This is a genomic window from Rhizobium sp. AC27/96 (genome assembly GCF_001692325.1).
GTDB lineage: Bacteria > Pseudomonadota > Alphaproteobacteria > Rhizobiales > Rhizobiaceae > Rhizobium.
In genome coordinates, this window is the sequence record NZ_LXKN01000024.1 from 1 (window position 1) to 24,570 (window position 24,570).

The window sequence follows — 24,570 nt, forward strand, 5'->3', positions numbered from 1 at the left end:
AAAAGGCTGCGGACGTGTCTACGCCCAAGGCGGTGACCGATAACGTCCAAACTCCCCAACTCAAAAAGCAAACTGCCCGCCTGGAAACCAAACGGGCAGCCAACGGACTTTGGTCTTGAAGAGCAGGCGATCAACTGCGTGGCTTCAGATTTTCGGCATCATAGAGCGGCTTGTAGCCAACGCCGGCAACTTCGACCGGATAGGTCTCGCCGAAATATTCCACCTTCAGCTTGCGGCCTTCCTGGGCATGGGACCAGGGGAGGTAGGCAAGCGCGATGTTCTTGCCGATGGTCGGGCCGTAGGCGATCGAGGTGGTGAAGGAGCGGCGGCCGAGCTCGTCGACCAGGGTCTCGCCGGTTTCCGGGTCCATGACCGGCAGGATGCCGACGGGGTAGCGGGCGACGCCATTGGAGTCGATATTATCAGTCAAGATAAGCGTGCATAGCATGGCCGGCTGATGCTCGCGAGCGCGATATTCGAGATGCTTGGCCTTGCCGCGGAAATCGGCATCCTTGACCTTCGGGCGGGCCAAATCTGCTTCGAGCAAGTTATATTCCGTCAGCAGGTCGGCATTCTGCAGGCGCAGGCTCTTTTCCATGCGGCGGCTATTGGCATAGGTCTCTACGCCGACGGCGATGGCGCCGGTTGAACGCAGTGCGTCCCAGACTGCCAACGCGTCGCCATAGGCCATGTGCAATTCCCAGCCCTGTTCACCGACATAGGAAATGCGGAATGCGGTGACGTTCTTGCCGGCGATGCGGATCTGCTTGATCGCGGCGAAGGGGAAGTTCTCGTGTGAGAGGTTTTCCGGGTTTTCGACCACTTTCTGCAGGTTCGCGCGGGCATTCGGTCCCCAGATACCGATCGTCACATAGCGTTCGGTGACGTCGGTGATGGTGACGTCGAAGCCCTTGTCTTCGGCAACGCGGCGCATGTAGTGGAAATCGCGCGGGCCGGCATCGGCGCCGTCGATCAGGCGGCAGCGATCGGCCATGCGGATGACGGTGAAGTCGGCGCGCACCATGCCTTCGTCGTCGAGGAAGTGGGTGTAGATACCCTTGCCGATATTGGCATCGCCGCCGATTTTCGCCGCGCAGAGCCATTCCAGCAGCGCGACATGATCAGGACCCTCGATGTCATACATGGCGAAATGCGAGAGGTTGATGATGCCGCAATCTTCGCTTAACGCCAGGTGCTCGGCATTGGAAACGCGCCAGAAATGGCGGTTGTCCCATTCGTTTGCGCGCACCGGGATGCGGTCGCCGTATTTCTCCAGAAGGTGCTCGTTGGCGGCATAACCATGCGCGCGCTCCCAGCCGCCGAGCTCCATGAAGTAGCCGCCAAGCTCCTTTTCGCGCTCATAGAAGGGCGAGCGGCGGATGTTGCGGCCGGTGGCATAGGGTTCGCGCGGATGGACGGCGGGATTGTAGATCTTCTGGGCTGCCTCGGTGCAGCGGCCTTCGATGAACTTCTCTTCCAGCATATGCGGGTAGAAACGGGAATAATCGATCCTGTTGTGGTCGATGGGTGTGCGGCCATCGGTCATCCAGTCGGCGACGAGCTTGCCGAAGCCGGGGCCGTCCTTCACCCAGATGGCGACGCAATACCAGAGACCGCGAACCTTCTGGCTTTCGCCGACGGACGGACCGCCATCGGTGGTGACCTGTAGGAGGCCGTTGAAGGAATGGCCTTCATTGTAGCCGAGTTCGCCGAGGATCGGCGTCAGTTCCATGGCGCGCTCGAGCGGCTCGATGATCTGCTCCATGTCGAGATCGCGCTGCGAAGGCGAAAGGCGGGCCTCATGCTTTTCAAGGAGATCGCGCGGATGGCAGAGGCGCGGGTTCTTCTCTTCGTAGTAACCCCATTCGATCTGGCCGCCTTCGGCAGTCTTCGGGTCGCCGGTGTCGCGCATATAGGCGGAGTTGCCCTGGTCGCGCATCAGCGGGAAACCGATTTCCTTGCCGGTGTTGGCAAACTCGTTATAGGGGCCGAAGAAGGTCAGCGGGTGGTCGACTGGCATGACCGGCAGGTCTTCGCCAACCATTTCGGCGATCAGGCGGCCCCAGAGTCCGGCGCAGACGATGACATATTCCGCCTCGATCGTGCCGCGATGGGTGACGACACCGGTGATGCGGCCGTTCTTGACGATGAGCGACTGGGCCGGCGTGTTGGCGAAGGATTGCAGCTTGCCGCTCTTTTCGCCCTGGTCGATCAGCTTGCCGGCAACGGTCTGCGAGCGGGGGATGACAAGGCCGGCATCCGGGTCCCACATGCCGCCCTGCACCATGCTTTCCTCGATCAGCGGGAATTTTTCCTTGATCTCGGCGGCGTCGACCAGGCTCACGCGCGTGCCGAAGGCCTTGCCCGAAGTCACCTTGCGCTTGATTTCCGCCATGCGGTCGTCGTCGCCGACACGGGCGACTTCCAGGCCGCCGACGCGGGCGTAATGACCGAGCTTATCGTAGAAATCGATGGAGTAGAGGGTCGTCCAGCAGGAGAGGAAATCATGGCTGGTCGTGTAGCAGAAGTCGGAGGCGTGCGCCGTCGAGCCGATATCCGTCGGGATGCCTGATTTGTCGATGCCGACAATATCATCCCAGCCGCGCTCGATCAGATGATGAGCGATCGATGCGCCGACGATACCGCCGAGCCCGATGATGACGACCTTCGCCTTTTGAGGAAATACTGCCATTGCGTGCGACCCTGATTGATACTGAAAGCGGATTTTATGATGTGCGCGGCGGCGACCAGAGCCTGTCTACGACATATTCAAGATGCTTGCACGACGACCACCAGACCGTCCAGCTTGAGAAGCGCGGGATTTTGCCATCTTGGGCATGGGGCGAGGATGTCGCAAAGGCGATGGCACGCTTTTAGGCCCGTATCGGCTGCCCTATTGCGGAATGGATTGCATCATGATCTCGCGACGCAAGAGTGGGCCTTCTTCACCAAAATAGCTTGTGAGCAATTTGCTGAAATCATCCGATTGGAATGTTTCGGTCAGGGTCTGATCGACCAGCAGGCGGAAAGCGGAATCATCCTTCCGGAGAGCGATGCCATAGGGCTCATGCGTGAAGAGACGGTTGCCTATCACAAGCGCAGCCGGCTTGTGGGCATGGGTTGCCAGATCGAAAAGCAGCGCGCGGTCGGCAAAATAGGCGTCGATCTTATGGTCTTCGAGCGCGGTCAGGCCGTCCTGATGCGTGGCGAATTCCGCGATTCGTGTTTTCGGTATATCGGGGCCGAGTGCTTCGCGCAGCGTCGCACCCGTCGTCGTGTCGGCGCGAACGCCGATCGTGTTCGTCGCGGGCGCCTGCCTGGCGGAAACCTGCGTCGGCATCTTGTCGAGGAAAAGCACTTTCAGATAGTCGGGCGAATCCTTGCGCAACAGGGCACTCGCGCCGGTCAGGAAGATCGGCTGGGAAAAATCGACGTTCTGGCGCCGGCCGAGATTGATGGTGAGGGCGCCACAGAGAAGGTCGACCTGGCCGCTTTTCACCGCATCGAAGCCATCAGCGAGGGTGGTTTCGATATAATCGCGCTTCAGATTGGCGACCTTGGCTCCCACGGCATCGGCTATTTTCCCGCAGAGATCGATGGCATAGCCCGTCGGGTTGCCATCTTTCTTCTTGAAGGAGAAGGGAGCCTCGTCGCTGATATAGCCGATCCGGATCGTGCCTTTTTGCGCGATGAGGTCGAGCGTCTGCGCGGCTGCAGCCGTATAGGCGGATATGCCGAGAACAATGCCTGCCAGAACCAATCGTCGCATGCAATTCGCCGGCATATCCTGATCTCCGAAAGAAAAATGGGCGATCGCAAAGGCTTAGGCGCAGATTATGGGCTGGCAGGTTTTTGTCAACGGCGGTTTGTCTTTGGCACTTTGCTATCGAGCAAAGGTGGCGGAGACTTCCCGCTAGAAAGACTGTGTGCTTACCTTGATAGCGAATGACGATCCGCCCAGCCGGAAATCGCAGCGGCGATGGCCTCCGGCTGATCTTCCGGTGCGTTGTGCCGGGCAGGTCCGCAATTCTGGACCTCCAGATTGGCTATATTCGCCCGGCACCAGGCCGTCAGCGTCTCTCCGATCAACAATGTTTCGGCCGGGCCGTCGAAGGTCAGGAGAAGCTTGGGAACTTCAGTGCTTTTCGCGAGCCAGGCGTCGTAAGCTTCGATGCGCTCGATCACATCGGCCGGTTCGCCTTCGATCGGCATCGAGCGCGGCCAGGCAAGTAGTGGTCGGCGGCTTTCACGCGTCGGATAGGGGGCTGCGTAGACGGCATGATCCTCTTCGCTAAGGCCATTGAGTACGGTGAGCTTCAGCGCCTGCTCGATGAAGAAATTTTCGTCCAGCACCTTGGTTTCACCGATACCGGGTGACCGGAGCGCCTCAAAGCGAGGGCGTGCACCCGGAAAGTCGTCCCAGGTCATCGGCCGAACGATCGCTTCCAAAAAGGCGATGCCACGCACGCGTTCGGGGTGGCGGGCCGCCCAGTCGAAGGCGAGGGCTCCGCCCCAGTCATGGCCGACCAGCACGACATCGTCGAGCGCCAGCGCATCGAACCAGGCATCGAGATAGCGGGCATGATCTGCAAAACTATAGGCGATATCGGGCTTGCCCGAGCGGCCCATGCCGATGAGATCCGGCGCAAGGCGGCGAGCTGACTTGGCAATGTGAGGGGAGACATTTCGCCATATGTGCGACGAGGTGGGATTGCCATGCAGGAACACGAAGGGCGCTCCAGTTCCCGCATCTTCGTAGAAAATTGTCGAATCCAGCACGTTGACCTTGGGCATGTGGGTATCCTCTCCTGAAAAGAAATGGTAAGGTGCCTGTCTATTATCATAATGGTCAGGTACCTGTCTATATGGAAAATGATGCTCCGGCCCAGCTGTCGCTTGGCCTGCTGTTGCGGCTGGTTCACCAGCATTACGCTCAGGATGTCGATGCTGCCTTGGAAGAGGCCGGCTTTGCCGATATCCGGCCGTCGCATTCCAATGTCTTCACCTTCGCGCGTCCGGAGGGAATCCAGGTGAGCGAACTGACGCGGCTTGCTCACGTGCGCAAGCAGACGATGACGCAGGCGGTGGAGGAGCTTGAGCGCCTGGGTTATGTCGAGCGCCGGCCCGATCCGAGCGACCGGCGTGCGCGGCTGGTTTTCCTGACCGAGCGCGGCAACGGTGTGCGGCCGGTCGCGATGGCAGCCGGCCGGCTGGTGGACCGGCGCTGGTCCAACATGGCCGGATCGGAAGAGATCGAGGCGATCAGGCAGGCTTTACAAGGTCTGCTTGATAAGCTGCGCGGGGGCGACGGAGATGCCGGCGAGCCAGTGGACAGGGCAGGCGGCTAAACCACATCTTTGAGCCGTCCAGGGCTGCTGCTGTATCTAGTGCGGCCCCGATATCACGAAGAGTTTCGTTACCCTGTCGCGGTTTCTGGCCTATCTGTTTTGCACCATCGTCAATCCATGGGAACGCTGATGCAGGAGAGAAACTTGATGCGAACGACAAATGTCAGGATGCGGAAAGCAGGCTTTGTGCTCGGTGCGGTTTTTGCAGTACTTGGCGTAACCAACAGCCCCGCACTGACATCACCGGCGGCGGCGCAGACGATCATCGACGACTGGGCCAAGGTGAAGCCACCGGCACCGCCGCAGCTGAAACCGGTCACGGTCGATCTGAAGACGACCGCCTTGCTGGTGCTCGATTTTAATGGCGCGCAGGACCCGACCAAGGGGCCGTGCAACGAGAAAACCAAGCCGCGTTGCCTGGCCTCCCTGCCGAAGGTCAAAATCTTGCTCGATCAGGCGCGTGCCAAAGATGTACTCGTGGTTTTCAGCCTGGGTGGCGCCGGCGAGGCGCAGGATATCGCAACGGTCCTGGCCCCGCTGGCGAGCGAGCCGGTCGTAAAATCTGGTCCCGACAAGTTCATCGGCACCAATCTGCGCAGCATCCTGGCCGACAAGGGCATCAAGACCGTCATCGTGACAGGCACGGCCTCGGAAGGCGCCGTTCTCGATACGGCGACGGACGCAGCCTTGAACGGCATGAACATCATTCTGCCCGTCGACGGCATGTCGTCCACCGAGCCCTATGCCGAGCAATATGTGGCCTGGCACATGGTCAATGCGCCCGGTGTCTCGCAGAAGACGACGCTGACCAGCGTCGACAAGATCAAGTTCTGATCTCTCGAGTGGCTTGTCTTCTTGTTTGATCTGCAGACACCCGTCGCTCTCAATGAACGCTGTTTCGTTTGCGCCGCGCGTACTATGGACTGCCATAAAATTGTGCCGGCCGTACCCTGGTCGGGGCTCTACCGATCATAAATAAGCTAGGCGAATTTTCCCGTCGCTTGAAACAATTTAAAATTGTGGCATTATGAATATCGTGAATCTGCTCCAAGTCGCTAGAAACAACTAGGCTCGATTATTCGAACCGAGGTTGTTCGTTCGACCATAGAAGAGAGTTTTATAGTCGTTCGAAGATTAGCTTGCATGGCGTTTTTCGGCTTGATGTCTGTATTCCACACCGTCTCCAGCTTTAGGCCGCGAGCAAATCAACTGGGATTGCGCTTGCTTGCAAGCGTTGATCTCGGTGTCGCAAAACCAAGGCCGGTTTAGTGCTCGGATTGAGATGCTAACGCAGGGGAAGGTAATATGTGCAGCAAGAAACGGTAGATTTGGCTGTATTCACGGGGAGCCAAGCGCCGGTCATCATCACTTCAGAAAGAAACGCATCTGCTCAAGAATGAAAAGGATGTCACATGCCTGGGGTCGTTGAACTGCTCCCGAATACCGTAACATACGTTCCTGGAGAAGATGTTGTTTCAGAAGACTGTCAGGTTGTGCTCGCTAACAATGCCACCTTCGAGATTTCAGGAGGTGGACATGTGGTCATCAATAGCTTCGTCGGTATTTTCATAAGCGGTCTTACTTTTCATACGACATTCTCGACGGGCAGTGAGCCCGGATATCTGGAGCTAAGCAATGTCTGGCCCGTCGAAATGATCGGCCTACACCCTGCTTTTACTTACGAGATCGGCAAGGGTGGAACCATCAGTGTGGATCAGTATCAGCCATTGAGCTACCTCTACGTGAGCGGGGCGACTATAGATTTCGGCTCCTCCGACGGTAGTGGCTGCTTCATTCTTAAAGGCGATAGCGATTTTATTGGTTCAACTCCAGTCTTGGCGCCGATGCAAATTGTCAACATCCACCTTGGCGACAGGATTGAACTCGACGGTGCGACTGGATTTGAGCAGGTGGGCAATAAGCTGATCTTCTCTACTATCGCCAATACCTATACATTCATAATTCCTGAAGGTGCCACCTATAGCTATGATACCAACACGGAAACACTAACCTTTACGAGTTGCTTCCTGCGAGGCACCCGCATACGGACACCGGACGGGGATATGCCTGTTGAAGAACTTCGGGTCGGTGACCTGGTAGCCACCCACAGGGGCGCATCGGAAATCATATGGATTGGCCGCCGCATGATCGATCCGAAGGGGATCGACAAGCCGCATGATACCTTGCCGATTCGTATAAAGGCGGATTCGATTGCAGAGAACGTTCCCGAGCGCGATCTTCTGATTTCTCCGGATCATTGCATGTTCTTCGAGCAGGCGCTGATCCCGACGAAATTCCTGATCAATGGAACCACCATCACGCAGGAAACGATGCTTGATCGGTTCGAATATTACCATATCGAATTGGCGCAACACAGCATCGTCCTGGCGGAAGGTGCCCAGACGGAAACCTACCTCGATCTTGGTGACCGGCTTTCCTTTCTGGAACCCGGCGTTTTGCGCTTCGGCGCATTTGGCGCGGAGGCAACGCGAACTTGGGATGATTGGTGCTTCCCGCCGGTCTACGCCGGTGCTGTTCTTGAAAAGGTTCAACACGCTCTCGAAGTGCGTGCGGAGCAGCTGGGCTATGTCATCGAAGATGCAAAAGCCTCTTAGTCTGCTGCAGCATCAGGTCAATGACCTCGACTGCCCGCTGGATCTGACGTGAACGGAGTTGCGTCAGATCCAGCCTTCCGCTTCAGCGGGCTGCCGGGCAGTCAATCAAAGGAGATCTCCCGCTTTCGTCGTCACGGCGGGATGTCGCTGTGAACTACCTAAACGAAAGCTTCGTCGAACAGGTTCAACAGCCGCTTCCAGTGCCTTTCGGCACCGGTTTCGTCGTAAACGCCATGGTGGTCGGGCACGGTCCATCCGTGCGCCATGCCGACATAGTTTTCGACGATGTGGTCGACGCCGCCGGTGCGAAGTGCTTCGGCAAGGCGGGCTGATTGTTCCGGCGGAAAGCTGTTGTCGATACCGGCGACGCCGACATAGACGCGTGCCTTGATATCGGCTGCAAGGCGATGCGGGCTGTCTTCCGCGTCGCTGGCGAGATTGCCGCCATGGAAGCTGGCGGCCGCGGCGATACGGTCGGGATAGGCAGCAGCCGCAGTCAGAGCGCGGCCGCCGCCCATGCAATATCCGACCGCGCCGACCGCACCCTTGGCGCCGGCAGCCGACAGAGCATCAAGGAAGGCGGCGCTATCGGCTTTGGTCATTTCCTGCGTCGTGCCACGCAGCATCGTCATAATGGCTTCACGAGATGTCGGGTTGCCGAAGGCACTGCCATCGAAGGGACCATAGGCGCCGAACCGGTAGAACAGATCCGGAAGCAGCACGATATGGCCGGCATCGGCTAGCCGTTGCGCCATGCCGTAAAGTGAATCGCGTGGACCCATGGCATCCATGTAGAAGATCACGCCATGCTCGGCCGTAGCTCCGTTATCGGGGCGGAAGAGTGCGGCCTTGACAACGCCGTCGGTCGTCTTGATGTCGATGTCCTGTTTCATCGTCGTATCCCTTGCGATGCTTGTTGTCTGATTATCTTCCCCGCGCAGCCGCCACCTTGGCAAATGGCCGGCAGGTGCTCAATAGCAGCCTTTGCTGAAAGTGATGCGACTGGCGGATCGCCGATCAACATCTCTTGAGTTTCCGTGTCCGTCTGCCGTGACATAGTATCGCCGGCAATGACGGCTATGAGCCGGACCTTTGGAGGATATGCCTTGATGTCTTTTCGCCAGACGGTTCCCGGCCTTCTATTGGCACTTTCGCTGATGTCGACGCCGGCCTTTGCCGCGCCTCCCGAGCAGCAACATGCTGTGCCGGGTAGCGATGGTGTGCTGTCGCTGCTGCCGCCCGATGCGGTGAGTGATCATGTCTTGAATGCCGGTGGCAAGAGCATTGCCTATACGGCGACGGCCGGCACACTCGATCTTTTCGGGCAGGATGGCCAGCGCAGCGCGGCGATCTTCTATACCGCCTATGTGGCGAAGAATCGCGATGCCGGCCGACCTGTCACCTTCATCTTCAATGGCGGGCCGGGTGCTGCGTCGGCTTTCCTCAATCTCGGCCTCGTCGGCCCGCGCATCGTCGATTTTGGTCCCGATGGCCGCGATGGCGCCAATGCAAAGCTGGTGGACAATCCGCAAAGCTGGCTCGATTTCACCGATCTAGTCCTGATCGATCCGATCGGCACGGGCTGGAGCCGGACGGTGAAGCCGGATGACCAGAATGATTTCTATGCGGTGGACAGCGATGCCGAAAGCCTTTCCAAGGCGATCGCGCTTTACGTCAGCCACAATGGCCGCGCCGTGTCGCCGAAGTATATTCTCGGCGAAAGCTATGGCGGATTTCGCTCGGTCAAGGTCGCCAACAGCCTGCGCGAGGATCAAGGCATCCTGATCTCGGGCATCGTCATGCTCTCGCCCTTGCTCGAGGGTCGCTATGTCTTCGGTGGTAGCGACGATGCGCTCGGCGCAGCCCTGAAGCTGCCTTCACTGGCCGCGGCGGAACTGGAGCGGCAAAATGCGTTTAGCGACAAGGCGGTTCGGGATACCCAAGCTTTCGCCCTCAACGAATATCTACCTGCCTTGGCCGGCCCGCCGCCTTCAGGCGATGCCGGCCGGGCCTTCTATGGTCGAGTGGCAAAGCTGACCGGCATCCCGGAGGAGGTCGTTGCCAGGAACCAGGGCTTTCTCGGCGGCGTCTATCGGAAACAGTCCGATGGTAGCGGCGGCAAGGTGGCGAGCGCCTATGATGCATCCTTTCTGGCGCCAGACCCCTATCCCGAGTCGGAGTCCGAACACGGCGGCGACCCGATCCTCGATGGTTTCGTCCGTGCCTATGGCGGTGCGTTTTCGAGCTATGCGCGCGATGAGCTTGGCTTCCATACCGACATGACCTACACGCTGCTCTCGTCATCGGTGAACAGACAATGGAAATGGGGCGGGCGGAACAATGGCGGCTCGCGTCTCAGCGCCGGCGTCACCGACGATCTGAAGGAACTTTTGTCACTGTCGCCATCCTTCCGTCTCATGATCGGTCAGGGCTATAGCGATGTCGTCATTCCCTTTGGTGTCAACAAATATGTGCTCGACCACATGCCACCGTCCCTCGCCGATCGGGTGGCGCTGAAACTCTACCGTGGCGGCCACATGTTCTACACCCGGCCGGCCTCGCGCGAACAGTTCACCGGGGATGCCAAGGCGTTCTTCGCCTCGCAGCCTCAGGCTCAGCCGGCGGTTAAGTCGAACTAGCCGGGCTCAGGCACTGGCGCAGCCGCGCTGCGGGACTGCGCTTCATGCATTTCTCGCGACCATCCCCTTGATGGTCTCGAAGAGTTCATCCTTTGCCTGCTGTGGGGTAATGTCCCCCTTGCTGGCGGCATAGGACAAGGATTCGGCCGCACCCAGCATCGCCCAAAGGCCGGCTGTCGCGATGGAGCGCGTGCTGGCGAAGGGCGCGAGTGTGGCCCGGCACTTCTCGATGAATGCCGTCTCATATTCGCGCTTGATCGCTTCGAGTTCCGGCGAGCCTGCGAGCGCGGCAATGATGCCGGGTATCTCGCGGCCCTGCAGCAGCACGCAATCGACATAGGAGGTCGCGATGACCGTTGCCTTGTCGATCAGGTCTAAAGCACTCGCCTGAAGCGCTCCATCCATCACCGAATTCTGGCGCTCGTCGAACTCTCGGTAGAGCGCTGCCAGCAGGCCGGGACGGGTGGCAAAGTGGTCATAGACGACAGGCTTCGTCACGCCGGCCCGCTCGGAAAGCCTTCCCAGCGTCAGAGCTTCCGTGCCCTCTTCCCCCACGATCCGCCACGCGACCTCGATGAGCTGTCGATACCGATCCTCGCGCGACAGGCGGCTGCGCGGCCGTGAACCGGCCGTGTGATTTTTGTCTTCCGTGGTTGACATCGCTATATACCAAAAGTAACTTACCAAAAGTATATAAGGCTAAGTAGCCTTCTGCAATTGGCTCATAGGAGTTTTTCACATGCATGCACTTATCGTTGTCGCGCATCCGGATCCGAAGTCGCTCAGCCATAGCGTCGCGGCGCATGTCGCCGAGGGTGTGATCTGTTCGGGCGACACATTCGAGATCGCCGACCTTACCGCTGAAGCGTTCGATCCGAGGTTCAGTGCTGCCGATATTGCCCTTCATCTCAGGCAGGCGCCGGCGCCTGCCGATGTCGCTGCCGAACAGGCGAGGATTGACCGCGCCGATGCGCTGGTGCTCGTCTATCCCGTCTATTGGTGGTCGATGCCGGGGCTTCTCAAGGGATGGATCGATCGGGTGTTCACCAATGGCTGGGCTTATGACGAGATGCCGGGTGACAAGTCGATCAAAAAGCTGGGGCACCTTCGTGTCCATCTGGTCGCCATCGGTGGGGCCACCATGCGCACCTACGCGCGCCATGGCTATTTCGGCGCCATGAAGACGCAGATCGACCATGGGATTTTCGGCTATTGCGGCGCATCCGTTGCGACGTCCGAGCTGCTGCTGACGGAAGAGCGGGATGCGGCGTCTCATCTCGATACCGCCCGCGCAATCGGGCAAAATCTGTTTGCCGCTGCTTCGCGCGGTAAGACAGCAGATGCGGCCTAGTGCCCTAGTCGTGCTGCTGCAGCTGGAAAAGATGCTTGATGCGTGAACTCAGCGAACTGACAGGCCCACCATGGACCAGCAGATCGGCGTTGGCGAAAAGATGCTTCTCGTCCTCGATGCGCTTGGCCATGATGGCGCCCAGTTCCTCGGCAAGCGCCGGCCTGTCATGCAGCAGCGGCGCCAGGCAGTCCTCACCGATCTCGTAGGTGACGACGAAGGTCAGGGCGCGGACCGTCCCGACTTCGCCTGTCCCCATCAACAGCCCGTTTTCACCGAAGTAATCGCCAGGCGCCAGGCGCGTCAGCTCGATCTGACGATGTCCCTCGTGGCGGGTGATGCTGACGACGCCCGAGCGCACGATCGTCAACGCGCGAAGCTTTGCATCCTGTTCGGCGATGACTGCGTCCTTGCGATAGGTATGGCGCTGCATGCGCGATGCCAGGTGTTCCTTCTCGTCCTCTGTCAACGAGGAGAAGAGCGGGATGTTGCTGACCAGCCGCCATGGCGTTCCGGGAGCGTGTTGCTGCTCGCCGGGTGTGTCCGCTTTCTGCTCCATCGGAAGCGCGATCGTACCGGGCGGGCCGGCGAGCTTCAGGCCTGCTGCCTTGGAATGGCGGTAGAGGAGATCGTAGATCTCGTTCTTTGCGGCCGTTATCAGCGATATATCCCGCACGCGGAAGGACAGCTGCAATTCGATTGCCTGTCCGTCGACGGAATTGATGGCGACGCTGGGCTCGGGGGTCTTCTGGATCGTGTTGCAGCTGATCAATACATTCTGCATCAAGTCGGCGACGATCCTCGGCTGGGTGGTCGGCTGGATGCGGACGGTGACTGTGGCGCCGTGGCTCTCGTCGGGAGAGGACAGATTGGTGAGCCGCGTCTTGGCAAGCACGCTGTTCGGGATCACCACCAGATCGTTGGTTCCGTTCAAGAGCTGCGTGGCCCGCCAGTTGGTTTCCACGACGCGGCCCTGAATATCGTTTTCAAGGACGATCCAGTCGCCGACCGAATAGGGCCGCCCGAGATTGAGCGCGATGCCTGAGAAGACATCGCTCAATGTGCTCTGCAGTGCCAGACCAAGGATGATGGCGAAAACGCCGGAGGTGGCGATCAGCGTGCCGACCGGAACGCTGAAGACATCGCCGACGATGGAAAGGATCGCACCGAGATAGATGATGCCGACGATCAGATCCTGCACGAGCCGGCCCTCGCGGGGCTTGCGCTCGAAAATCAGGAACAGGCGCACGCAGGCGATCAGCACCCAGGCGCCATTGATCCACCAGATGATCTTGGCGAACCCCGTGAAGCTGCGCAACGTCACCGAATCCTGCGGCGGGCTTGGCTCATAGGGGACGATGCCGTGATAGAGCAGAAGCACCGTGAGGCTGACGAAAAAGACGACTTGCCCGATCAAACGACCGGCGCGCTGATGGCGTAGCATGATGCGGCTGACGAATGTGCCGATAACCACCAGCACGCAGAACTGGGCGATCGGGTTATCGAGAAGTGCAAGGAGCATGGGGACTTGGCCGCACTCGGTCTTTCGGATGGCTGTTAAATTGGCACGAAAGAGACCACAACGCCATATGGGGATGAATTCGCTGACTTCCTTCGTAACGCGGCTGCGCCCAAAGGCCGCTGACACCACAATCTTATGGAAATAGCCTTGATAATTAGATGACGATTATCATCTTACATCTGTCATCCCATCCTGCTATCTGCTTTTGCGAGCGCACCTTTCGGTGCTTCGATCTCATCAAGGAATATCCATGACACAGTCTTTCGAGATTAGCGGCGATTTGCTGATCGGCGCAGAATCCACCGGTGACAACAAAACCGCGCGTGCCATCAACCCGGCAACCGGCGCCAATCTGGAGCCGGCTTTTGCTATCGCCAGCGAGGCAGAGGTCGCACGGGCCTGCGAACTGGCCGCCCAGGCTTTTGATGTCTATCGCGCCACCAGCACGGAGCAGCGCGCGGCATTTCTCGAAAAGATCGCTGACAACATCATCGAAATCGGCGATGCACTGATCGAGCGGGCAACGGAAGAGACCGGCCTGCCGGTGGCGCGCCTACAGGGCGAGCGCGGCCGCACCGTCGGCCAGCTCCGGCTGTTTGCGCAGGTGGTTCGTTCCGGCGAATGGCTGGATTTGCGTGTCGATCCGGCGTTGCCGGAGCGCAAGCCGCTGCCGCGGCCTGACCTGCGCCTGCGCCAGATTCCGCTCGGACCTGTCGCCGTCTTCGGCGCGAGCAACTTCCCGCTCGCCTTCTCCGTTGCCGGTGGTGACACCGCATCCGCGCTTGCGGCCGGCTGCCCGGTCGTCGTCAAGGGTCACCTTGCCCATCCGGGCACGGGTGAGTTGGTCGGACGCGCTATCCGCGCCGCCGTTGCGGCTTGCGGCCTGCCTGAAGGCACGTTCTCGCTGCTGACCGGCGCCAATGAAACCGGTGCGGCGCTGGTGCGCGATCCGCGTATCAAGGCCGTCGGCTTCACCGGCTCGCGTGGTGGTGGTCTGGCGCTTGGCGCCATTGCGGCCGCACGGCCGGAGCCGATCCCTGTCTATGCCGAGATGAGCAGCGTCAATCCCGTCTTCCTGTTTCCGGCCGCACTTGCAGCGCGGGCAGAGGCCATCGGAACGGGCTTCATCGATTCCCTGACACTCGGTGCCGGCCAATTCTGCACCAATCCCGGTCTGGTCTTTGCCATCGATGGTCCGGACCTTGATCGGTTCGTCCAGTCCGCCAGCAATGCGCTCACCGGACGCGCGCCGGCGCCGATGCTGACGCCGGGCATCCACGCCGCCTTCGACAAGGGCGTTGCCGCTCTTGCGGATCATGAAGCAGTCAAGACGGTTGCGCATGGTGCGCCGCCAGAGGGCGTCAACCGCAGCCCCGGCATCTTCTTCGAGACTGACGTCGAGCAGTTCCTGGCAGACGAGCGCCTGGGACATGAAGTGTTCGGCGCGGCGAGCCTGCTGGTGCGCTGCAAGGATATCGATCAGATGATCGCGGTTGCTGAAAAGCTTGAGGGCCAATTGACTGCCACGCTGCAGATCGAGGCCGGCGACCATGCTACTGCCGCCAAGCTGCTGCCGGTGCTGGAACGCAAGGCCGGGCGCATCCTCGCCAACGGCTGGCCGACCGGCGTGGAAGTCTCCCATGCCATGGTGCATGGCGGGCCGTTCCCGGCGACATCGGACAGCCGCACGACCTCGGTCGGCACGCTCGCCATCCGTCGCTTCCTGCGCCCGGTCTCCTATCAGGATCTGCCCGAAGGTCTGCTGCCGGCTGAGCTTCGCGACGATGGCGTCAAGACGTTGCCGCATCTGCTTGATGGCGTGCGCAAGGGCAGCTGAAGATAATTTCTATCTCCATGAGACAAACCAAAGCGGGCCGTATCGGCCCGCTTTTTTATTGAGGCTATGCCGCAGCGCCTTGCTGGCGGGCTTCGAGATGCGCCCTGTAATGCTGGAGCGACAGTTCCGCACCGAGATGGGAAAGCTCGGTGGCGACGGCCTCGGCCGCATGTTCGGCCGGTTCGATGACGCGTTCGAACATCTCGATCTCATAGGCCTGGACGGCGCTCTTCCAATCATCGCTTTCAAGAAGCTGCCGGCCGAGCTCTGCAGCATCCAGCATCGCCGCATTCACGCCTTCGCCGCCGAAGGGCGACATCACATGCGCGGCGTCGCCGAGGAGGGTTATCCCGGTGCGATTGTTCCAGCGATGCCCGACCGGCAGCGCATAGATCGGCCTGGAAACGATATGGTCATTGCTCGCATGGATGAGGGCGACGATGTTCGGCGCCCAACCCTTGAATTCCGCGGCCAATTGCGTGCGGGCCGTTGCCGGGGCGGCGAAATCGAAGGCCTTGTCGGCCCAATCGGCCGGTACGCGGAAAATCGCGTAGCCTCTGATATGGGAATTGCCGTTGCGCTGCACGATCATACCGCGTCCGTCAGCCTCGATACCGATCTTGCCGCGGCCGATAAGGGCTGCCAGATTGGGATGGCTGGCGTCGACGTCGTCGATGCCGAATTCGATGAAGCTGATGCCGCTATATTGTGGGCGATAGTGCGAGACCAGCGGCCTTACCTTGGACCAGCTGCCGTCGGCGCCGACGACGAGGTCGAAGGGGCCGGCCGTTTCGTTTTCGAAGACTAGGTCGTAGGTGCCGTCGTCGCGAGGGCGCACGTCGCGCAGGCCGTGGTTCCAGCGAATGATGTCTGCCGGAAGAGAGGCGAGCAGGATCTGGCGCAGCGCCGTGCGGTCCACTTCCGGCCTGTCGGACTCATCGGCGTCGTCATCGGCAAACAGCAGGGTGCCGTCCTTGTCGTAGAGCCGGCTTCCCTGATCTTCGTAGCGGGCGATCTGCAGGAATTCTTCGTAGAGCCCGGCTTGGCGCAGCGCCAGCTGGCCGGACTCTGTATGGAGGTCGAGCGTTCCGCCCTGCGGCCGGGCAAGTGCGTGTTCCTCGTGTTCGAAGACGGTGACCGTCAGTCCGCCGCGATGAAGAATGCGGGCGAGTGTCAGGCCGCCGGGTCCTGCTCCGATGATGGCGATGCGGGGTTGAGATGTCATGGACAAAATTCTCTTCTTTCTGTAGATAGGTACCTATGTAGATTAATATAGGCACCTATTCAAGTGACGAAAATATGACCGATTGGGACTTGTTCGAGAATCCGGCTCCGCTCATCAACATGGCGTCGCGCAGCCTTGCGCGGCTGGGCGAGCGCCGGGTGAAGGCGCTGGGCTTCAATATCGGCCAGCTGCCGGTGCTCTACCTGCTGCGCAATGGAGCGCAGATGTCGCAGAAGGAATTGGCGAAATTTGCCAAGATCGAGCAGCCGTCGATGGCGCAGATGCTGGCGCGCATGGAGCGGGATGGGCTGATCCGCCGCACGCCCGACCCCGCAGACGGGCGCAGCAGCCTCGTGTCCTTGACCGAGGCGGCTCTGGCGAGACTTCCCGCTGCCCGCGACGCGCTGGACGAGGGACGGGAGAGAGTTCTGGCGGGGTTCAGCGAGGATGAGGTTCAGACGCTGCTCCAACTGATGCGGCGGCTCAACCGGAACCTGGAGCGGATGATTGCGGAAGAGGATGCACCGTAGGCACGCTCTTTTGCGTGCCTACGGTCGCCTTGGTGTCGTCGGTTGATCAGATTTCCGCGTAGACGATGCCGGTGAAGGAGCCGGCATGGTGCAGAAGTTCGCGCTCGCCCGAACCATCGAGATCAGCCGAATAGAGATTGCCGCCGATATCGGTGAAGAACATGCGATTGTTCGGCAGGTCGAGCGACAGGCCGATGCCTTCGTCCAGACCTTCGAGGACGACCTCGGAGGTGGCCGCGAGGTCATCCATGCTGGCGCGGTTGACGGTATTACCGCGCGGAAGATTGCCGCGGTCGGTCCAGTAAATGGTGCGGGTGGCGAGATCGAGCTCAATGTCGATCGGCTCCGGCAATTTGTCCAGCAGCGTTTCGATATCGCTGCGTCTCGTTGCCGTCTCGCCTTCGGGAATATCGATGCTGGCGCGGAGGATGCGGCCGAGGCCGGCGTCAGGCGGTCCCTTTTGCGTCCAGTAGATCTGCCCGAGCGGCAGGTCCAGCGCGATGCCGACGCACCAGCGCTCGATATCGGCGCTATCTTTGGGGCTGTCGCCGTTCTGCACCAGGGTTTCGATGTCGGAGCCGTCGATATTGGCGCGCATGACGCGCATGCCCTCGCGGTCGCACCAGTAGAGCGTGCCGTTGTCGTGATCGATCTGGATCTGCTTCGGTGTCACCAGCGTGCTGCCCGGCGGGATCAGCGTGACATGGTTGCTGCCATCGAGGTCCATGCGTTCGATCGAGCCGTCATGGGCGTTGTAATCAGTGCCCATTTCTGTCCAGTAGATCCAGCCGTTCTCGCTGTCGACGAGAATGCCGTCCGGGCTGCGGCCCGGGCGCTGGATGACCAGCTTTAGGTCGGTGCCATCGATGGCGGAGGAGAGAATTCGTCCGTCGTTGATATCGAGGAAGAACAGTCTTTCGGTCTTGTCGGTGGAATTGGCAGGCGTCCGTGCTTCTGCTTCAGACATGAGAGCATCCTTTCAAAGGGTCGGATCTGCGGATCACAGCGCGGCAATCATGGCATCGGTTGATGACAGCTTCATTCGCTGTTGCGATCCCGACGAACATCTGCTGCGCTGCAGCAAAGTCAAGCGCGCAGATGTCGCGGTGAGAGCGGCGCTCCGTCAAATAACTGTCACCCGTTTGATATAAATCCGCGTCATTCCCAATGGCTGTGCCAGTCAGAGCCAAAATCCGAAGCCGGAGGTGCTTGATATCGTGTCGACGCTCCAGCAGGTCGCTTTTCGTGCTGGCTGCTCGGTCGCAACCGCGAGCCGAGTGCTCAATCGCAACGGGCCGGTCAGCGACGAAATGGTGCGGCGCGTGCGCCGGGCAGCGGCAGAACTCGGCTATCGGGTCGGCTACCGCAACGGTAATGGCCGACCGGCGATCGGCGTGCTCATTCCCAGCATCACCAATCCTGTCTTTGCAGCGTCGCTCTCCAGCATCCAGAACAGGGCTCTTCATGCTGGTCACAGCGTGCTGATCGCGCAGTCGAATTACGATCCGGCGCAGGAGGCCGATGCCGTCGCATCGTTGCTCCAGCAGCAGCCGACCGGCCTCATTCTCACGGTTTGCGACCCCGAACGCAGCCTGGCTCTCTCATCCGCCCTGCCGCCGACCGTGCTGCTCGGCAATCTGCCGACCACGCGGTTTACGGCCGCCGTCGCGACCGACAATTTCGGCGCGGGCCGGGATCTGACCGATCATCTCCTCTTGAGGGGGCACCGGCGCATCCTGTTCATCTCGGGCCATTTCGCTGCGTCGGATCGGGCGAAGCTTCGCTATCTCGGTTATCTCAAGGCGATGGAGGCTGCAGGCCAGCAGCCTCTCGAAGCCCTGGAAATTTCCTTCATCAGCAGCCTGGATCAGCTTGATCTCTCGGATGCCATCGCGCGTCTTTCCCCGACGGCGATCATCGGGTCCAACGATCTTCTCGCGCTCGGGGTGATGGGCGCTCTGCGGCGTCAGGGCCTTTCGATCCCGCGCGATATCTCGGTCGCCGGTTTCGATGGAATCTCCCTCGGACTGCTGACCGAGGTTTCATTGACGACGGTGGAGATACCGGACGGGACGATGGGGGGCGCTGCCGCCTCGCTATTGCTTGATATGGCGGAGAATGCAGCGCCGCCGCGCCATTTGACCTTGCCTTATCGATTGCGGCCGGGCGGCACCGTGCGCGATCTCTCCATTCAATCCTGACGGATCTGCGCGCATGAAAACGCCGCCTCTCAAGGAGAGGCGGCGCAGATTTCAAACCGGATCCTGCAATCAGCTGCGCGGCAGCATGCCTGCTACGTCGGCAGCGGCGTCGTCGAGCGCTTCCTTCGGCTCGGCCGAGCCGTCGACGATGCGCGACAGGTTGTCAACGATGGTCTGCGTGACCCTGACGCCGTTGGCGCCCGGGAAGGCATACCAGGGGATCATCACCGACATCTGGCTGAGGCCGGCCTGGAACAGCGGGTTCTTCTTGTAGAAGTCGCCGAGATAGTCGGCAGACTTGGCAGCAAGCTCGTTGTTCGGAACGTAGCCGGTGCCGGGAACGACGACGGACGCGCCATAGGGGCCGGCGGCGAACTTGGCGAACTTCCAGGCGGCTGCTTCCTTGGCTTGGTCATGCGTCAGGATGACGACGGCGTTACCGCCGGTGGGCAGGCGGCCGTTGACCGGATCGATCAGCGGGATCTTGGCGGTGCGCAGGTCGAACTTGGTGCCGACATTCTTGATCGTGTTGACCAGAGCACCAGTCGTCTGGAATTCGAAGCCGACCTTGCCGGCTGCGAAAGCCTGTTCGCCGGCAGCCTTGGTGAAGACCGGCATGCCGCCTTCCTTGACAAAGCGCTGGATCAGCTCGACAGCCTTCTGGCCCTCGGGACCATTGAAGGCGACCTTGCTTTCGTCGTCGCTCAGCATCTTGCCGCCGGCGCCGAAGAGAAGGGCGGAGAACATCCAGTCGTCACCCTGCCAACGGAAGTCCATACCGTCGACGCCGTTGCCGAGCGCCTTGATCTTGCCGGCGAGTGCGATGACTTCATCCCAGGTCTTCGGCGGGTTGTTCGGGTCGCCGCCGGCCGCCTTCACCAGATCGGCATTGTAATACATGATCGGGTTCGAGGTCGCGAAAGCGAGGCCGACCTGCTTGCCCTTGACCTGAGCGAGCTTCAGGATCGTGTCGGAGAAGCCCTGTTCGGCCATGTTGCCGTCTTTCTGGACGAGCGGTCCGAGATCGACGGCGACATTGCGCTCGTCCATCATGCGCAGGCGGTTGAGGCCGATGAAGGTGACATCGGGCATCTCGCTGGTGCCGGCCTGGCGAAGGATGGTCTGGATGCCTTCCTCATAGGTGGCCGAGGGAGCTGCGAACTGGATCTTGATATCGGGGTTTTCTTCCATGAACTTCTTCGAGATCGTGTCCATCACGTTCTTGAAGAAACCGGGCATGGGATAGTGAACCGTCAAGGTCGTCTCGGCGTAGGCCGGGACCGACACGACCATCGAAATGGCCGCGGCGGCGAGAATCTGGGTGATATGCTTCATCGCTCGTTCTCCGTTTTCGAGCATGATGCCGAAAAGTGCGTGCGGTTTTCGGACGACATCATGCTCTACTTCTTTGATTCTAGGGCGGATTCAGATTTTAGATCGATGCGATCTAAAATCATCCGCTCTAGGGAACCGGTCAGCCTTTGAGACCGGTCATGGTGATGCCCTCGACGAAACGCTTCTGCGCCAGAAGGAATGCGACGACGAGGGGAAGGGTGATGATCAGGGTTGCCGCCATGAGAGCGCCGTAGTCGTCGCCGGCTTCGGCAGCGCGGAAATACATGAGGCCCAGCGGCGGCGTGGCATAATCCGGCTTGCTGATGACGATCAGCGGCCAGTAGAGGTCGTTCCAATGCGCGACGACCGAGAAGATCGCGAAGGCCGTTACCGCCGGCCAGGCGTTCGGCACGATGACGCGGGCGACGATGCCGAGTTCCGACATGCCGTCGAGGCGGGCGGCGTGGATCAGATCGTCGGGCATGGCGCGGAAGAACTGCAGGAACATGAAGATCGCGAAGACCGAGATCGAGAAGGGCGCGACCAGAGCCGTATAGCTGTTGAGCAGCGACAGGCTGTTGAAGCCGACATAAAGCGGCAGCGCCGTAGCATGGATCGGGATCAGCAGCCCGAGCATGACCAGCACCATCATCGTGCGTGCCGCCGGGAATTTCAGCTTCGCCATGGCATAGGCGCAGGGAATGGCGATCAGCACCTGGAAGAAGAAGATCAGCCCGCAGACGAGGACGCCGTTGAACAGCAGCCTGCCCATATCAACCTTGCTCAGCGCCTTGGTGATGTTCTCGATATAGAAGAAATGCGTCGGGATCAGCCTCAGCGCCGAGGTGAAGATATCGTCCTGCGCCTTGCCCGCCGTCGAGATCATGAAGATGTAGGGCGCGAGGAAGACGAGCGAGCCGATGATCAGCAGGGAGAGGCGCAGGATGCGGCCGGGAGTGAAGCCTGTCGAGGTCATGTGTAATGCACCTGCCGGTCCTGGACGCGATATTGCAGGAAGGTCAACACCACGAGAATGGCGAGAAACACCGTCGTCATCGCCGAGGCATAGCCGACCCGGAGGTAGACGAAACCTTCCTGGTAGATGGTGAAGAGCAGCACCTCGGAGGCATGGTTCGGTCCGCCGTCGGTCAGAGCCTTGACGGTGTCGAAGACCTTCACCGCGTTGATGATGCTGATTGTGGTGACGAAGAGCGTCGTCGGTCCGAGCATCGGCCAGGTGACGAGCCAGAAGCGATCGGACGCCGATTTCGCGCCGTCGACTTCGGCTGCGGCGTAGAGTTCACGCGGGATGGCGGTGAGGCCGGCGAGAAACAGCACCATGTTGAAGCCGACCGACTGCCAGACGCCGATGATCGACAGGCTGTAGAGGGCTGTGGCCGAAGAGCCGAGCCAGTTCGGGCCTTGCAGGCCGAACTCGGCGAGAAGGGCGTTGATCGGGCCGATCGTGGGATGGAAGAGATACTGCCAGACCGTCGCCATCGCGACGATCAGCGAGGCCACGGGCAGGAAGTAGGCGGTGCGAAAGAAGCTGCGGCCGATGCCTTCACTCTCGATCAACAACGCGACGCCAAGGCCGAGCACGATCGAGATGGGAGCGACGATCGCCGTATAGACCGTCGTGTTCCACAGCGATTTCACAAAGGCGCGATCCTTCAGCAGATGCGCGTAGTTCTCGAAGGCGACGAAGCGCAGGTTCTTGTCGCCGAGCTGGAAATCCGTGAAGCCGAGGACGACGACGGCGACGATCGGCACCAAGATGAAGAGCACGATCAGGATGATTGCGGGCAGCGCGAAGAGGAGCGCGGTGCGGGCTTCGCTACGTTCGCGCGCCGCCGCCGTCTGCAACGGCAGGGAAGTGACGGCAATGCTAGCCATGCGCCTTCTCCCTGGCGGCATCGACGGTTACCGGGACGGTGCGCAAACGGCGACCGTCTTCGGCGAAAACCATGGCCTGCTCGGCCGCCAGCGTCAGCGCGACCGGCATGCCAGCGGAGAGACCGGCGGCTTCGGCGGGTGTCAGCTTGACGATCATGGCCTCGCCGATGGCGTCGAGCTTGGCATAGAGGATGACTTCGGAGCCGAGGAATTCCATCCGCTCGATATGGGCGGCAAGCGCATCCTGCCGTCCCTGTGTGAGGCTGACGAATTCCGGACGGATGCCGAGCGTGACGTTATTACCGGCAAAGCTGCCGTCTTCGAGCGCCAGCCGGATGCCGCCGAAGGCGACGATGCCGTTTTCGGCCAATGCCGGTAAAAGGTTGATGCGCGGCTGGCCGACGAAACGGGCGACCTCGATATGGCTCGGGTCGTCATAGATCACTTGTGGGGAGGCCAGCTGCAGCAGCTGCCCGCCGATCATGACGGCGACGCGATCCGCCATCGACAGCGCCTCGGCTTGATCATGGGTGACGTAGACTGTGGGAACGCCGGCACGGCGATGCAGGTCGACGATCTCGCCGCGGGCATGGACGCGCAGATTGGCATCGAGATTGGAAAGCGGCTCGTCCATGAGGAAGACGCTCGGACGGCGCACCATGGCGCGGGCAAGCGCCACGCGCTGACGCTGGCCGCCGGACATCTGGCCGGGCTTGCGGTCGAGCAGATGGTCGATCTTCAGCGAAACAGCCATTTCGCGAACGTCGCGGATGATGCCGCTGCGGGTGCTGCGCTGGCCGGGGATCAGCGAGCCGATGAAGGGCAGGCGCTGGACGCGTGACAGGCGGCGCATGGCGAGCGGCACGGCGATGTTTTCAGACGCCGTCAGATGTGGATAGAGCGCGTAGGACTGGAAAACCATGGCGATGTTGCGGTCAGCCGCCGCAACGCCGGAGACGTCGGTACCGCCAAGAACGATTTCACCGCTGTCGGCATGCTCGAGACCCGCCAGAATGCGCAACAACGTGCTCTTGCCGCAGCCGGAGGGACCGACGAGGGCGATGAATTCGCCAGGCTCGACGTCGAGATCGACACCTTTAAGGATGGCGTTGCCGCCGAAGGACTTGGCGATACCGCGAAGCGAGAGTGCGCTCATTCGGTGGCTTCCTTCTGAAGCTTCGGGGCGGCCTGCGGATAGACTTCCATGACGACGTCATCGAGGAAGTAGGCGGTCATGCCCGGTACTGCGACAAGCTCGGTCGAGACGGTTTCGCCGAGATCATGAATGGCGGCGCCAACGAGCCGTTCGCCGGGCATTTCGCGTTCCATCTTGTCGAGGATGAAGGCGGCAGGCGGAGCCCAGACGAGGGCCGTGTCGTTGAAGCGGCCTTCCCAGGTCCAGTGCAGATGGCCGCTGCCGAGCAGGGCGACATCGTGGGCTGCTATCAGATCGTAAAGACGGCGGCGTTGTGCCGGGCGTACGCTCCAGTAACCGGTATCGCCTTCATCAGGTGTATCGACGAAGAGCGGCTTGTGGGCGAAGAGGGCAACGCGGCGATCGCCACGGCTTTCCAGCTTCTCCTGTAGCCAGTCGAATTGCTTCTGCTCTTCAGCATCTTCGAAGCCCATCAGCAGGCTGTTGAGGCCGATCAGCCGCCAGTTATCGACGTCCTTCGCCCAATAGTCCGGGCCGACGAGGCGGCGCCAGCGCGCCAGCCGCTCGGGATTGACGGGCTGATAGGACCCCGGCAGATGGCCGACATCGTGATTGCCGGGCACGATTAGCATCGGCACCGAGATCTGGCGCATCAGCTCCATGGAGAAGGTGAGATCCTCATCCTTGTCGGCGCCGTCGACGCTGAGATCGCCGGTGTGAACGACAAGATCAGCGCCGCTCGCTTCAATCCATTTCGCCAGAGGTTCCCAATTGCCGTTGAAATGCGGCTTGTTCGGGCTCAAATGCGTGTCGGTAATCTGGATGATCTTCAAGGCGCGTCTCCGGAGTCTTCAGAAGCAAAGCGCCCACAAGGGATACCCAAGGCAGGCGCGTTTCTGCGCTCTCTTTAGAAGGTGC

Annotated in this window: 22 protein-coding genes; 9 read left to right on the top strand and 13 right to left on the bottom strand. The window is 60.5% G+C overall.

Going from position 1 to position 24,570, the window contains the following annotated elements; translation table 11 throughout:
• Window positions 1–130 precede the first annotated feature (130 nt).
• Complete coding sequence (locus A6U86_RS19960) at window positions 131–2,692, bottom strand: FAD-dependent oxidoreductase (protein WP_068394713.1); 2,562 nt, start codon at window positions 2,690–2,692, stop codon at window positions 131–133.
• Between A6U86_RS19960 and A6U86_RS19965 the strand changes: the two genes are divergently transcribed.
• Window positions 2,692–2,877 carry a hypothetical protein gene (locus tag A6U86_RS19965; protein ID WP_068394714.1) on the top strand — a complete coding sequence of 62 codons (186 nt, stop codon included), beginning with the start codon at window positions 2,692–2,694 and terminating at the stop codon, window positions 2,875–2,877. The two genes, A6U86_RS19960 and A6U86_RS19965, sit on opposite strands and share 1 nt — an antisense overlap.
• A gap of 16 nt (window positions 2,878–2,893) precedes the next feature.
• Here A6U86_RS19965 and A6U86_RS19970 read toward each other — a convergent pair whose 3' ends face one another.
• Complete coding sequence (locus A6U86_RS19970) at window positions 2,894–3,784, bottom strand: amino acid ABC transporter substrate-binding protein (RefSeq protein WP_068394715.1); 891 nt, start codon at window positions 3,782–3,784, stop codon at window positions 2,894–2,896.
• A gap of 146 nt (window positions 3,785–3,930) precedes the next feature.
• Window positions 3,931–4,794, bottom strand: coding sequence for a haloalkane dehalogenase (locus A6U86_RS19975; RefSeq protein ID WP_068394716.1), 864 nt, complete (start codon window positions 4,792–4,794; stop codon window positions 3,931–3,933).
• Window positions 4,795–4,865: 71 nt separating this feature from the next.
• On the opposite strand from A6U86_RS19975, the gene A6U86_RS19980 reads away from it, so the two are divergent.
• The 3 genes from A6U86_RS19980 to A6U86_RS19990 all read left to right on the top strand — a co-directional run bounded on the left by A6U86_RS19980 (window position 4,866) and on the right by A6U86_RS19990 (window position 7,963).
• On the top strand, window positions 4,866–5,348 hold the full coding sequence (locus tag A6U86_RS19980; protein ID WP_083196916.1) for a MarR family transcriptional regulator: 483 nt from the start codon (window positions 4,866–4,868) through the stop codon (window positions 5,346–5,348).
• A gap of 147 nt (window positions 5,349–5,495) precedes the next feature.
• Window positions 5,496–6,182, top strand: coding sequence for a cysteine hydrolase family protein (locus tag A6U86_RS19985; RefSeq protein ID WP_244510021.1), 687 nt, complete (start codon window positions 5,496–5,498; stop codon window positions 6,180–6,182).
• 578 nt (window positions 6,183–6,760) lie between these two features.
• Window positions 6,761–7,963, top strand: coding sequence for a Hint domain-containing protein (locus tag A6U86_RS19990; protein WP_068394718.1), 1,203 nt, complete (start codon window positions 6,761–6,763; stop codon window positions 7,961–7,963).
• A 158-nt stretch (window positions 7,964–8,121) separates the two neighbouring features.
• On the opposite strand, the gene A6U86_RS19995 is transcribed toward A6U86_RS19990, so the two are convergent.
• On the bottom strand, window positions 8,122–8,856 hold the full coding sequence (locus A6U86_RS19995; protein ID WP_068394719.1) for a dienelactone hydrolase family protein: 735 nt from the start codon (window positions 8,854–8,856) through the stop codon (window positions 8,122–8,124).
• A gap of 264 nt (window positions 8,857–9,120) precedes the next feature.
• Here A6U86_RS19995 and A6U86_RS20000 point away from each other — a divergent pair, with 264 nt between their 5' ends.
• The gene (locus A6U86_RS20000; RefSeq protein ID WP_244510026.1) at window positions 9,121–10,602 is read left to right on the top strand and encodes a S10 family peptidase; all 1,482 of its coding nucleotides are present in this window, start codon (window positions 9,121–9,123) and stop codon (window positions 10,600–10,602) included.
• Window positions 10,603–10,644: 42 nt separating this feature from the next.
• On the opposite strand, the gene A6U86_RS20005 is transcribed toward A6U86_RS20000, so the two are convergent.
• On the bottom strand, window positions 10,645–11,262 hold the full coding sequence (locus A6U86_RS20005; RefSeq protein ID WP_068394721.1) for a TetR/AcrR family transcriptional regulator: 618 nt from the start codon (window positions 11,260–11,262) through the stop codon (window positions 10,645–10,647).
• Window positions 11,263–11,341: 79 nt separating this feature from the next.
• Between A6U86_RS20005 and A6U86_RS20010 the strand changes: the two genes are divergently transcribed.
• Window positions 11,342–11,953, top strand: a complete 612-nt coding sequence (locus A6U86_RS20010) for an NAD(P)H-dependent oxidoreductase (protein WP_068394722.1) — start codon at window positions 11,342–11,344, stop codon at window positions 11,951–11,953.
• A 4-nt stretch (window positions 11,954–11,957) separates the two neighbouring features.
• On the opposite strand, the gene A6U86_RS20015 is transcribed toward A6U86_RS20010, so the two are convergent.
• A complete protein-coding gene (locus A6U86_RS20015) occupies window positions 11,958–13,472 on the bottom strand; it encodes a mechanosensitive ion channel family protein (protein ID WP_068394723.1) in 1,515 nt (504 codons plus the stop codon).
• Between the two features lie 250 nt (window positions 13,473–13,722).
• Here A6U86_RS20015 and A6U86_RS20020 point away from each other — a divergent pair, with 250 nt between their 5' ends.
• Entirely contained in the window at window positions 13,723–15,309 is a 1,587-nt protein-coding gene (locus tag A6U86_RS20020; protein WP_068394724.1) for an aldehyde dehydrogenase (NADP(+)), read from the top strand.
• A 64-nt stretch (window positions 15,310–15,373) separates the two neighbouring features.
• Here A6U86_RS20020 and A6U86_RS20025 read toward each other — a convergent pair whose 3' ends face one another.
• Window positions 15,374–16,534: an NAD(P)/FAD-dependent oxidoreductase gene (locus A6U86_RS20025; RefSeq protein WP_068394725.1), complete on the bottom strand. Its 1,161-nt coding sequence runs from the start codon at window positions 16,532–16,534 to the stop codon at window positions 15,374–15,376.
• A gap of 74 nt (window positions 16,535–16,608) precedes the next feature.
• Between A6U86_RS20025 and A6U86_RS20030 the strand changes: the two genes are divergently transcribed.
• Window positions 16,609–17,064: a MarR family winged helix-turn-helix transcriptional regulator gene (locus A6U86_RS20030; RefSeq protein ID WP_068394726.1), complete on the top strand. Its 456-nt coding sequence runs from the start codon at window positions 16,609–16,611 to the stop codon at window positions 17,062–17,064.
• 46 nt (window positions 17,065–17,110) lie between these two features.
• Here the strand turns inward: A6U86_RS20030 and A6U86_RS20035 are convergent, their stop codons facing one another.
• Complete coding sequence (locus A6U86_RS20035) at window positions 17,111–18,031, bottom strand: 3-hydroxyacyl-CoA dehydrogenase (RefSeq protein WP_068394727.1); 921 nt, start codon at window positions 18,029–18,031, stop codon at window positions 17,111–17,113.
• Window positions 18,032–18,281: 250 nt separating this feature from the next.
• Between A6U86_RS20035 and A6U86_RS20040 the strand changes: the two genes are divergently transcribed.
• Window positions 18,282–19,265 carry a substrate-binding domain-containing protein gene (locus A6U86_RS20040; protein WP_068394772.1) on the top strand — a complete coding sequence of 328 codons (984 nt, stop codon included), beginning with the start codon at window positions 18,282–18,284 and terminating at the stop codon, window positions 19,263–19,265.
• Between the two features lie 69 nt (window positions 19,266–19,334).
• Here the strand turns inward: A6U86_RS20040 and A6U86_RS20045 are convergent, their stop codons facing one another.
• From A6U86_RS20045 to A6U86_RS20065, 5 genes are all read right to left on the bottom strand, one after another.
• Complete coding sequence (locus tag A6U86_RS20045; RefSeq protein ID WP_068394773.1) at window positions 19,335–20,600, bottom strand: ABC transporter substrate-binding protein; 1,266 nt, start codon at window positions 20,598–20,600, stop codon at window positions 19,335–19,337.
• Between the two features lie 139 nt (window positions 20,601–20,739).
• Window positions 20,740–21,576 (bottom strand): carbohydrate ABC transporter permease, encoded by an 837-nt coding sequence (locus tag A6U86_RS20050; RefSeq protein ID WP_068394728.1) that lies wholly within the window; start codon window positions 21,574–21,576, stop codon window positions 20,740–20,742.
• Window positions 21,573–22,496, bottom strand: coding sequence for a carbohydrate ABC transporter permease (locus tag A6U86_RS20055; protein ID WP_068394729.1), 924 nt, complete (start codon window positions 22,494–22,496; stop codon window positions 21,573–21,575). The genes A6U86_RS20050 and A6U86_RS20055 overlap by 4 nt, the downstream gene beginning before the upstream one ends.
• Entirely contained in the window at window positions 22,489–23,652 is a 1,164-nt protein-coding gene (locus A6U86_RS20060) for an ABC transporter ATP-binding protein (protein WP_068394730.1), read from the bottom strand. Before A6U86_RS20060 ends, A6U86_RS20055 begins: the two co-directional genes overlap by 8 nt.
• Window positions 23,649–24,485, bottom strand: a complete 837-nt coding sequence (locus A6U86_RS20065) for a metallophosphoesterase (RefSeq protein WP_068394731.1) — start codon at window positions 24,483–24,485, stop codon at window positions 23,649–23,651. The genes A6U86_RS20060 and A6U86_RS20065 overlap by 4 nt, the downstream gene beginning before the upstream one ends.
• Window positions 24,486–24,570: the final 85 nt, after the last annotated feature.

Bases quoted from the DNA above. Each gene is read 5' to 3' on its own strand.
- A6U86_RS19995 (WP_068394719.1), bottom strand. From the start codon at position 8,856: ATGAAACAGGACATCGACATCAAGACGACCGACGGCGTTGTCAAGGCC.
- A6U86_RS20045 (WP_068394773.1), bottom strand. From the start codon at position 20,600: ATGAAGCATATCACCCAGATTCTCGCCGCCGCGGCCATTTCGATGGTC.
- A6U86_RS20015 (WP_068394723.1), bottom strand. From the start codon at position 13,472: ATGCTCCTTGCACTTCTCGATAACCCGATCGCCCAGTTCTGCGTGCTG.
- A6U86_RS20010 (WP_068394722.1), top strand. From the start codon at position 11,342: ATGCATGCACTTATCGTTGTCGCGCATCCGGATCCGAAGTCGCTCAGC.
- A6U86_RS20005 (WP_068394721.1), bottom strand. From the start codon at position 11,262: ATGTCAACCACGGAAGACAAAAATCACACGGCCGGTTCACGGCCGCGC.
- A6U86_RS20055 (WP_068394729.1), bottom strand. From the start codon at position 22,496: ATGGCTAGCATTGCCGTCACTTCCCTGCCGTTGCAGACGGCGGCGGCG.
- A6U86_RS19985 (WP_244510021.1), top strand. From the start codon at position 5,496: ATGCGAACGACAAATGTCAGGATGCGGAAAGCAGGCTTTGTGCTCGGT.
- A6U86_RS19980 (WP_083196916.1), top strand. From the start codon at position 4,866: ATGGAAAATGATGCTCCGGCCCAGCTGTCGCTTGGCCTGCTGTTGCGG.
- A6U86_RS20025 (WP_068394725.1), bottom strand. From the start codon at position 16,534: ATGACATCTCAACCCCGCATCGCCATCATCGGAGCAGGACCCGGCGGC.
- A6U86_RS20050 (WP_068394728.1), bottom strand. From the start codon at position 21,576: ATGACCTCGACAGGCTTCACTCCCGGCCGCATCCTGCGCCTCTCCCTG.
- A6U86_RS20060 (WP_068394730.1), bottom strand. From the start codon at position 23,652: ATGAGCGCACTCTCGCTTCGCGGTATCGCCAAGTCCTTCGGCGGCAAC.
- A6U86_RS19970 (WP_068394715.1), bottom strand. From the start codon at position 3,784: ATGCCGGCGAATTGCATGCGACGATTGGTTCTGGCAGGCATTGTTCTC.
- A6U86_RS20020 (WP_068394724.1), top strand. From the start codon at position 13,723: ATGACACAGTCTTTCGAGATTAGCGGCGATTTGCTGATCGGCGCAGAA.
- A6U86_RS20035 (WP_068394727.1), bottom strand. From the start codon at position 18,031: ATGTCTGAAGCAGAAGCACGGACGCCTGCCAATTCCACCGACAAGACC.
- A6U86_RS20030 (WP_068394726.1), top strand. From the start codon at position 16,609: ATGACCGATTGGGACTTGTTCGAGAATCCGGCTCCGCTCATCAACATG.
- A6U86_RS20000 (WP_244510026.1), top strand. From the start codon at position 9,121: ATGTCGACGCCGGCCTTTGCCGCGCCTCCCGAGCAGCAACATGCTGTG.
- A6U86_RS19960 (WP_068394713.1), bottom strand. From the start codon at position 2,692: ATGGCAGTATTTCCTCAAAAGGCGAAGGTCGTCATCATCGGGCTCGGC.
- A6U86_RS19975 (WP_068394716.1), bottom strand. From the start codon at position 4,794: ATGCCCAAGGTCAACGTGCTGGATTCGACAATTTTCTACGAAGATGCG.
- A6U86_RS19990 (WP_068394718.1), top strand. From the start codon at position 6,761: ATGCCTGGGGTCGTTGAACTGCTCCCGAATACCGTAACATACGTTCCT.